The organism is Streptomyces sp. WAC04114, from assembly GCF_019733245.1.
GTDB lineage: Bacteria > Actinomycetota > Actinomycetes > Streptomycetales > Streptomycetaceae > Streptomyces > Streptomyces massasporeus_A.
Genome location: NZ_JAIGQA010000267.1, coordinates 1 through 8,239, shown reverse-complemented (window position 1 = coordinate 8,239; position 8,239 = coordinate 1). Strand labels below are relative to the sequence as shown.

At 71.4% G+C, this 8,239-nt stretch carries 8 protein-coding genes and 1 pseudogene; 6 read left to right on the top strand and 3 right to left on the bottom strand.

The features are described from left to right. Positions 1-210, top strand: a pseudogene (locus K4G64_RS37225) (class F sortase); the annotation flags it as partial. A gap of 25 nt (positions 211-235) precedes the next feature. On the opposite strand, the gene K4G64_RS37220 reads toward K4G64_RS37225, so the two are convergent. Together K4G64_RS37220 and K4G64_RS37215 are read right to left on the bottom strand one after the other, a co-directional pair. After that, positions 236-1,342, bottom strand: coding sequence for an adenylate/guanylate cyclase domain-containing protein (locus tag K4G64_RS37220; RefSeq protein WP_142160202.1), 1,107 nt, complete (start codon positions 1,340-1,342; stop codon positions 236-238). Between the two features lie 190 nt (positions 1,343-1,532). After that, entirely contained in the window at positions 1,533-2,426 is an 894-nt protein-coding gene (locus tag K4G64_RS37215) for a biotin--[acetyl-CoA-carboxylase] ligase (protein WP_221760297.1), read from the bottom strand. Between the two features lie 246 nt (positions 2,427-2,672). Here K4G64_RS37215 and K4G64_RS37210 point away from each other — a divergent pair, with 246 nt between their 5' ends. The 4 genes from K4G64_RS37210 (at position 2,673) to K4G64_RS37200 (ending at position 5,369) form a co-directional block, all read left to right on the top strand. After that, on the top strand, positions 2,673-4,277 hold the full coding sequence (locus K4G64_RS37210; protein ID WP_221760296.1) for an acyl-CoA carboxylase subunit beta: 1,605 nt from the start codon (positions 2,673-2,675) through the stop codon (positions 4,275-4,277). Positions 4,278-4,302: 25 nt separating this feature from the next. Continuing rightward, positions 4,303-4,512 (top strand): acyl-CoA carboxylase epsilon subunit, encoded by a 210-nt coding sequence (locus K4G64_RS37205; RefSeq protein WP_031109407.1) that lies wholly within the window; start codon positions 4,303-4,305, stop codon positions 4,510-4,512. 75 nt (positions 4,513-4,587) lie between these two features. Next, the gene (gene mmpB / locus K4G64_RS40845; RefSeq protein ID WP_086025112.1) at positions 4,588-4,716 is read left to right on the top strand and encodes a morphogenic membrane protein MmpB; all 129 of its coding nucleotides are present in this window, start codon (positions 4,588-4,590) and stop codon (positions 4,714-4,716) included. 32 nt (positions 4,717-4,748) lie between these two features. Further along, the gene (locus K4G64_RS37200; RefSeq protein WP_221760295.1) at positions 4,749-5,369 is read left to right on the top strand and encodes a nucleoside triphosphate pyrophosphatase; all 621 of its coding nucleotides are present in this window, start codon (positions 4,749-4,751) and stop codon (positions 5,367-5,369) included. Here the strand turns inward: K4G64_RS37200 and K4G64_RS37195 are convergent. Further along, entirely contained in the window at positions 5,338-5,814 is a 477-nt protein-coding gene (locus K4G64_RS37195; protein WP_221760294.1) for a hypothetical protein, read from the bottom strand. The genes K4G64_RS37200 and K4G64_RS37195 overlap by 32 nt on opposite strands. A gap of 336 nt (positions 5,815-6,150) precedes the next feature. Between K4G64_RS37195 and K4G64_RS37190 the strand changes: the two genes are divergently transcribed. Next, the gene (locus K4G64_RS37190) at positions 6,151-7,923 is read left to right on the top strand and encodes a biotin carboxylase N-terminal domain-containing protein (RefSeq protein WP_221760293.1); all 1,773 of its coding nucleotides are present in this window, start codon (positions 6,151-6,153) and stop codon (positions 7,921-7,923) included. Positions 7,924-8,239 lie beyond the last annotated feature (316 nt).

The window sequence follows — 8,239 nt, the reverse complement described above, 5'->3', positions numbered from 1 at the left end:
TCCTCGGGCTGGGGTGCGGGCGCTGGTGTGGTGCGGCTCGGCGGTGTGGGCGGGGTCGGTGCGGGTCGCGGGGTGTCGCCGCCCACACCGCCGAGCCGCACCACACCAGCGCCCGCACCCCAGCCCGAGGAGCCGAAGAAGCCACACGACCCCAATCTGTGCGTGCCGGTGATAGGCCTGTGCGTGGACGCGCCGGTCGGCCCTCACTGACAGTCGGCCGACAACCGACGAGCGGCTACGGCGCCCCGTCCCGGCGCGTGAGCAGCCACGGCTCCACGACGCCCAGGCCACGCACCGGCCGCTGCCACATCGGCTGCAGCCCGAAGCGGTACACCGGGGGCTCCTCGCCCTCCTTCTCCGCCGCCGCTGCCTCCTCGGCCGCCTCCGCCTCCGAAGCCGGGGCGTCCTGCGTACGGATCAGCTCCTCGGCGAAGGCGGTGTCGACGAGGACGGCGTCCTTCGGAGCTATCGAGGTGAGCCGGGAGGCCAGGTTGACGGTCGTACCGAACACATCACCCATACGGGTGGTCACCGTGCCGAACGCCATGCCGACGCGCAGCTCCGGCATCGTCTCGTCGTGCGCCATGGTCTCGATCAGCCGCAGGGCGATCTCGGCGGCCGTGCCCGCGTCGTCGGCGGCGTAGAGCACCTCGTCGCCCAGGGTCTTGATCAGCCGCCCGCCGTTCGCGGCCACCAGGTCGGCGGCCGTCGTCTCGAAGGCCTCGACGAGCTCGCCGAGCTCCTCCTCCTCCATGCGGCGGGTCAGCCGCGTGAAGCCGACCAGGTCGGCGAAGCCGACGGCCAGGCGCCGGTCGACCATCTCCTCGTCGTCGGCCGCCTGCACGACCCGCCCGGCCGAGGCGGCGAGCTGCCGGCGCCAGACGTAGACCAGGAACTCCTCCAGCTCCGGCAGGAGCAGCTCGACGATCGGGTACGTGACCTCGGTGCGGGTCATGCCCGGCTCGGGCGGCTCGGTCAGCCCCTCCAGGAAGGAGTCGATCTGCCACTCGGCGAGCCGCGCGGTGGTCTGGCCCGTGGACCGGGCCACCTGGACGGCCATCGCCTCGCTCAGCAGCCCCGCCTCGACGAGACCGGCGAGGCGCCGCAGGGCGAGGACGTCTGCCTCCGTGAGGGCCTTGGCCTGGCCGATGTCGGCGAAGCCCATGGCCCGCCAGAAGCGGGAGGCCAGTTCCATGGAGACACCGGCGCTGCGGGCCGCCTGAAACGGGGTGTAGCGGCGCTCGGCGCCCAGGATGAGCCCTTCGAGGCGCAGGGCGAGCGGATCCTCGCCGGAGTCGGCGCCCTGCGCGTCCTCGCCGGAACCCGAGTCGTCGACGGTCACGCGTGTTGCCCTTCCGATCTGTCACGGTCATGTATCGACCGGCCTCAACTCTACGGCAGGTGTGCGCCAGCTCACTCCGTGAGGTTCAGCCGAGGCCGTCGCTGCGGGCATGCGTGCCGCTAAGGGCGGCACCCGTCCCAAGGAGAGCGGCACCCCGCTCCGCCGGGTTGCGGAACGCCCCGGCCTCAGCTCACGCCGGCCTCAGGTGCACGATGTCTCCGGCCCCGACCGGCTCCTGCACCCCCTCCTCCGTCGCCAGTACCAGCCGCCCGTCTCCGTCCACAGCCACCGCTTCCCCGACGAGCGCCCGATCTCCCGGCAGCTCCGCCCGGACCACCCGCCCGAGCGTCGCGCACCCGGCCGCATACGCCTCCTGCAACCCGCTCGGTCCCGGGTCACCACCGGCCTCACGCCACTTCCCGTACCACTCCTCCAGCGAGCGCAGCACCCCCCGCAGCAGCGGATCCCGGTCCGTGCTCACCGCCCCGGCCAGGGCCAGCGACCCCGCCGTCGGCACGGGCAGCTCGTCATCCTTCAGGGAGACGTTGATGCCGACCCCGATCACGACCCCGCCGTCCCCGGCCCGCTCCGCCAAGATGCCCCCGGCCTTGCGCTCCGCGCCCCCCACCGTGACCAGCAGATCGTTCGGCCACTTCAGGGCCGTGTCCACGCCCGCCGCCCGCGACAGGCCCGTCGCCACCGCGACCCCCGTGAGCAGCGGCAGCCAGCCCCACCGCGCCACCGGCACCTCGCTCGGCGTGAGCAGGACGGAGAAGAAGAGGCCGGAGCGCGGCGGCGCCGTCCACTGGCGGTCGAGCCGGCCGCGGCCCGCCGTCTGTTCCTCGGCGACCAGCACCGCGCCCTCGGTCACCTCGCCCTTCGCCGCCCGGGCCACCAGATCGGAGTTCGTGGACCCGGTGCGCTGCACCACGTCCACCTCCGACCACAGCCCTCCCGGCCGCACCAGACCCCGGCGCAGGGCGGTGACGTTGAGAGGCGGGCGGTCGAGGTCGGACCATCGGCTCGGCCTTGGCTCACGGGGCCCGTCGGACGGGTTTCCATCTGCACCTGGTGGCGTCTTCATGCAAGCCACCCTAGGTTTGACATCCGCCATCCCGCAGAGGGAGTGGATTCCGGCCCGGAGACTGCTGAGGTTCACGGGCGCTCGGCCACTTCGTGGCGCCGCGCAGCCGATTCCGTAGATCTCATCGGCGATCCTGGGAAGGCGGGGGCGGTGTGGCAAACGCCGCACTGCCGATGTGGAGGCACCCCACTACTCTACGGATGAGTAACCGTCCCCCCTTTTGAGCAGGCAGGGAGCCGCATCCCGATGTCCGAGCCGGAAGAGCAGCAGCAGCCCGACATTCACACGACCGCGGGCAAGCTCGCGGATCTGGAGCGACGCATCGAGGAAGCGACGCACGCCGGCTCCGCTCGCGCCGTCGAGAAGCAGCACGCCAAGGGCAAACTGACGGCCCGTGAGCGGATCGAGCTCCTGCTCGACGAGGGCTCCTTCGTCGAGCTCGACGAGTTCGCCCGGCACCGCTCCACCAACTTCGGCCTCGACAAGAACCGCCCGTACGGCGACGGCGTCGTCACCGGGTACGGCACCGTCGACGGCCGCCCGGTCGCCGTGTTCTCGCAGGACTTCACCGTTTTCGGCGGGGCCCTCGGCGAGGTCTACGGCCAGAAGATCGTCAAGGTCATGGACTTCGCCCTGAAGACCGGCTGCCCGGTCATCGGGATCAACGACTCCGGTGGCGCCCGCATCCAGGAGGGTGTGGCGTCGCTCGGCGCGTACGGCGAGATCTTCCGCCGCAACACCCACGCCTCCGGTGTCATCCCGCAGATCAGCCTGGTGGTCGGGCCGTGTGCGGGCGGCGCGGTCTACTCCCCGGCCATCACCGACTTCACGGTCATGGTCGACCAGACCTCGCACATGTTCATCACCGGCCCCGACGTCATCAAGACCGTCACCGGCGAGGACGTCGGCTTCGAGGAGCTGGGCGGCGCCCGGACCCACAACGCGACCTCCGGAGTCGCCCACCACATGGCGGGCGACGAGAAGGACGCCATCGAGTACATCAAGCAGCTGCTGTCGTACCTGCCGTCCAACAACCTCTCCGAGGCGCCGGCCTTCCCGGAGGAGGCGGACCTCGAGGTCGGCGACGAGGACCGCGAGCTGGACGTGATCGTCCCGGACAGCGCGAACCAGCCGTACGACATGCACGCGGTGATCGAACACGTCCTGGACGACGCCGAGTTCTTCGAGACGCAGCCGCTGTACGCGCCGAACATCGTCACCGGCTTCGGCCGGGTCGAGGGCCACCCGGTCGGCATCGTCGCCAACCAGCCGATGCAGTTCGCCGGGTGCCTGGACATCAATGCCAGCGAGAAGGCCGCCCGCTTCGTGCGGACCTGCGACGCCTTCAACGTCCCCGTCATCACCTTCGTCGACGTGCCCGGCTTCCTGCCCGGCGTCGACCAGGAGCACGACGGCATCATCCGCCGCGGCGCCAAGCTGATCTACGCCTACGCCGAGGCGACCGTCCCGCTCATCACGATCATCACCCGCAAGGCCTTCGGCGGCGCCTACGACGTCATGGGCTCCAAGCACCTGGGTGCCGATCTCAACCTCGCCTGGCCCACCGCCCAGATCGCCGTCATGGGCGCCCAGGGCGCGGTCAACATCCTGCACCGCCGCACCATCGCCGAGGCCGAGGCGAACGGTGAGGACCTGGAGGCGGTCCGGGCGCGACTGATCCGGGAGTACGAGGACGCCCTCCTCAACCCCTACGTCGCAGCCGAGCGCGGTTACATCGACGCCGTGATCCGGCCCTCCGAGACCCGCCGGCACGTCGTACGGGGTCTGCGTCAGCTGCGTACGAAGCGGGAATCCCTGCCTCCGAAGAAGCACGGCAACATCCCCCTCTAGCCCGCAGCGAGCCCAGGAGGCCCACATGACGATCAAGGTCGTACGGGGCAACCCGACCCCGGAGGAGCTGGCCGCCGCCCTGGCGGTGGTCAGGGCCCGCGCCGCGGCGGCGGCAGCCGCCCCGCCCGGCGCGCCGACGTCCCGCGATTCCTGGTCCGACCCGTCCCGCATCGCGGCCCACCGCCTGCCCCAGCCGGGGCCGGCGGCGTGGGGCCGGACCTACTGGCCGGGGTGATGCGTGGGGGTGGGCCCGGCAAGTTGAGTACGCGTACTCAGGCGCCGGCCCACCCCCCGTCCGACCATGGAAGGCATGCTGTGGTCCGACCCCGAGAACGAGCCGCCCGAAGAACTGCGTGACATGCAGGACATGCTGCGGCGGCTGAGCGTTCTCCTGGCCCTGGCCATGGTGCTCGTGATGATCGTGATCGGCGTCAGGTGAACCGGCCCCGCCCGGGTGACTAACCTGACCGCATGACTGCTCAGCGCCGCAGGCGACTCGTCCTCGCCTCCCAGTCCCCCGCCCGGCTCGGGCTGCTCCGCCAGGCCGGCCTCACCCCCGAGGTGATCGTGAGCGGCGTCGACGAGGACGCCGTCACCGCCCCCACCCCCGCCGAGCTGGCGCTCGCCCTCGCCGAGGCGAAGGCCTCCGTCGTGGCGGCCCGGCCGGAGGTCAAGGACGCGCTCGTGATCGGCTGCGACTCGGTGCTGGACCTGGACGGCCGGGCCCTCGGCAAGCCCGCGGACGCCGAGGAAGCCACCGCCCGCTGGAAGTCGATGCGCGGCCGGGCCGGCACCCTGCAGACCGGCCACTGCGTCTACGACACGCTCACCAGCCGCTACGTCTCCGCCACCGCCTCGACGATCGTCCACTTCGGCGAGCCCACCGACGAGGAGATCGCCGCCTACGTCGCCTCCGGCGAACCCCTCTACGTGGCCGGGGCGTTCACCCTGGACGGCCGCTCGGCCCCGTTCATCGACGGCATCGACGGCGACCACGGCAACGTGATCGGCATCAGCCTGCCGCTCCTGCGCCGGCTCCTCGCCAAACTGGGCGTGGGCATCACGGAGTTGTGGGCGCCGGTGGAGAAGTGACCGGGGACCCGTCGCCGCCCTTGCCGCCCTCGGGCGCGGCGTCGGCGGGCTCGGCCGGACCGTCGTACGTCATCAGCAGCAGCACGATCAGCGCGAGGACCAGCACCATGAACAGGAACGCGGTCCAGCCGACGAGGCCCCAGGTGAACGCGCCCAGCAGCCCGTGCACGACGGCCGCGCTGATCAGCAGCACCCGTCCGAAGCCCGCCGGGGGCCGGTCCCGCAGCGCCACCAGCAGGGCGACGAGGCCGCACAGGGCGAAGTAGAGACCGAAGACGATCCCGCCGATCTTCGACGACACCGACATCATGTGCGGGTCCAGCCCGGCCAGTGACATGTCCTGCCGGTCGACGACCGTCCCCAGGAACCAGTTCAGCGCCGCGACGCCCAACGCCTCCGCGAACAGCACGACCGCCACGACCCACGCCACCGGCCTGCGTATCACCGGGCCCACCCTCTTCCCTTGAAGACATCGCGAACGCTACTAACCGGTAAACCGGGGGACAAGGGTCCGTCGGCGGGCAAAGAATCATTGGGCCATTCGTAGGGACTCGACAAAGAAACAGAGTGGCCCGCAGCACGTGATGACAGAGACCTTGACCACAGGAGACGGCTAGGGTTTCCCGAAGGAGTACTGCGTACCGCGGTGCGACAAGGGATTTCGCGGGTCGAGCGAGCCTCGCATCACGCTCCGTGTGGGCAAGCTCACCACTGGGGACGGGTCGAAGTGTCGTGTCGGCTGTCCCTAAACTCGGCTTGTTTCAAGGAGGGAGCCTCAATCGTGCGCAAGGTGCTCATCGCCAACCGTGGCGAAATCGCTGTCCGCGTGGCCCGGGCCTGCCGGGATGCCGGTATCGCGAGCGTGGCCGTCTACGCCGACCCGGATCGGGACGCTCTGCATGTCCGCGCCGCGGATGAGGCGTTCGCCCTGGGCGGTGACACGCCGGGCACCAGCTACCTCGACATCGAGAAGGTGCTGGGCGCCGCCCGCGAGTCGGGCGCGGACGCCATCCACCCGGGTTACGGCTTCCTCTCCGAGAACGCCGAGTTCGCTCAGGCGGTCCTGGACGCGGGCCTGATCTGGATCGGCCCGCCGCCGCAGGCGATCCGCGACCTCGGTGACAAGGTCGCCGCCCGGCACATCGCGCAGCGCGCGGGTGCCCCGCTGGTCGCCGGTACGCCCGACCCGGTGTCCGGTGCCGACGAGGTCGTCGCGTTCGCCGAGGAGCACGGCCTGCCGATCGCGATCAAGGCCGCCTTCGGTGGTGGCGGTCGCGGCCTGAAGGTCGCCCGCACCCTCGAAGAGGTGCCGGAGCTGTACGACTCGGCGGTCCGTGAGGCCGTCGCCGCGTTCGGCCGGGGCGAGTGCTTCGTCGAGCGCTACCTGGACAAGCCGCGGCACGTGGAGACCCAGTGCCTGGCCGACCAGCACGGCAACGTGGTCGTCGTCTCCACCCGTGACTGCTCCCTGCAGCGCCGTCACCAGAAGCTGGTGGAGGAGGCCCCGGCCCCCTTCCTGTCCGACGCGCAGGTGGCGGAGCTGTACTCCGCCTCCAAGGCGATCCTGAAGGAAGCCGGCTACGTCGGCGCCGGCACGGTCGAGTTCCTCGTCGGCCTCGACGGCACGATCTCCTTCCTGGAGGTCAACACCCGTCTGCAGGTGGAGCACCCGGTCACCGAGGAGGTCGCCGGCATCGACCTCGTGCGCGAGATGTTCCGCATCGCCGACGGCGAGGAGCTCGGCTACGGCGACCCGGAGCTGCGCGGTCACTCCTTCGAGTTCCGCATCAACGGCGAGGACCCGGGCCGCAACTTCCTCCCCGCTCCCGGCACGGTCACGACGTTCGCCCCGCCGTCCGGCCCGGGTGTCCGTCTGGACGCGGGCGTGGAGTCGGGCTCGGTCATCGGCCCGGCGTGGGACTCCCTGCTGGCCAAGCTGATCGTCACCGGGCGCACGCGCAAGGAGGCCCTGCAGCGGGCCGCCCGTGCGCTGGAGGAGTTCCAGGTCGAGGGCATGGCCACGGCGATCCCGTTCCACCGTGCGGTGGTGAAGGACCCGGCGTTCGCGCCGGAGCTGACGGACTCGTCGGACCCGTTCACGGTGCACACCCGGTGGATCGAGACGGAGTTCGTCAACGAGATCAAGCCGTTCACCGCGCCGGCGGAGACGGACGCGGACGAGGAGCCGGGCCGCGAGACGGTCGTCGTCGAGGTCGGCGGCAAGCGTCTCGAGGTCTCCCTGCCGTCGTCGCTGGGCATGTCCCTGGCCCGTACGGGCCTGGCGGCGGGCGCCAAGCCGAAGCGCCGCGCGGCGAAGAAGTCGGGCCCGGTCGCCTCCGGCGACACCCTCGCGTCCCCGATGCAGGGCACCATCGTCAAGGTGGCCGTCGAGGAGGGCCAGGAGGTCAAGGAGGGCGATCTGATCGTCGTCCTTGAGGCCATGAAGATGGAGCAGCCCCTCAACGCGCACCGGTCGGGCACGATCAAGGGCCTGAGCGCGGAGATCGGTGCGTCGGTGACGTCGGGCGCGGCGATCTGCGAGATCAAGGACTGACCGCCCCTCGGCGGACGGACTCTTTCGGCGCGGCCCCGTGCTTCGGGGCCGCGCCGACTGCGTGAACGAACGCCTACGGCGCGGCCCTGGGTCGGAAGCCGGGCGGCTGCGCCGACTGGCTGGACGAACGCCTACGGCGCGGCCCTGCGTCGGGGGGGAGCGGGCGCCTGCGCCGACTGGGTGGACGAGCGCCCACGGAGCGGCCCTGGGTCGGGGCCGCGCCGGGGGGTGTCCGTCCTCGGAACGGCGCGATGGACCCTCATACCGACTGACTGGCGTTGACGCGCCAACCACTGCGGGCGGACACCCCCCCCCC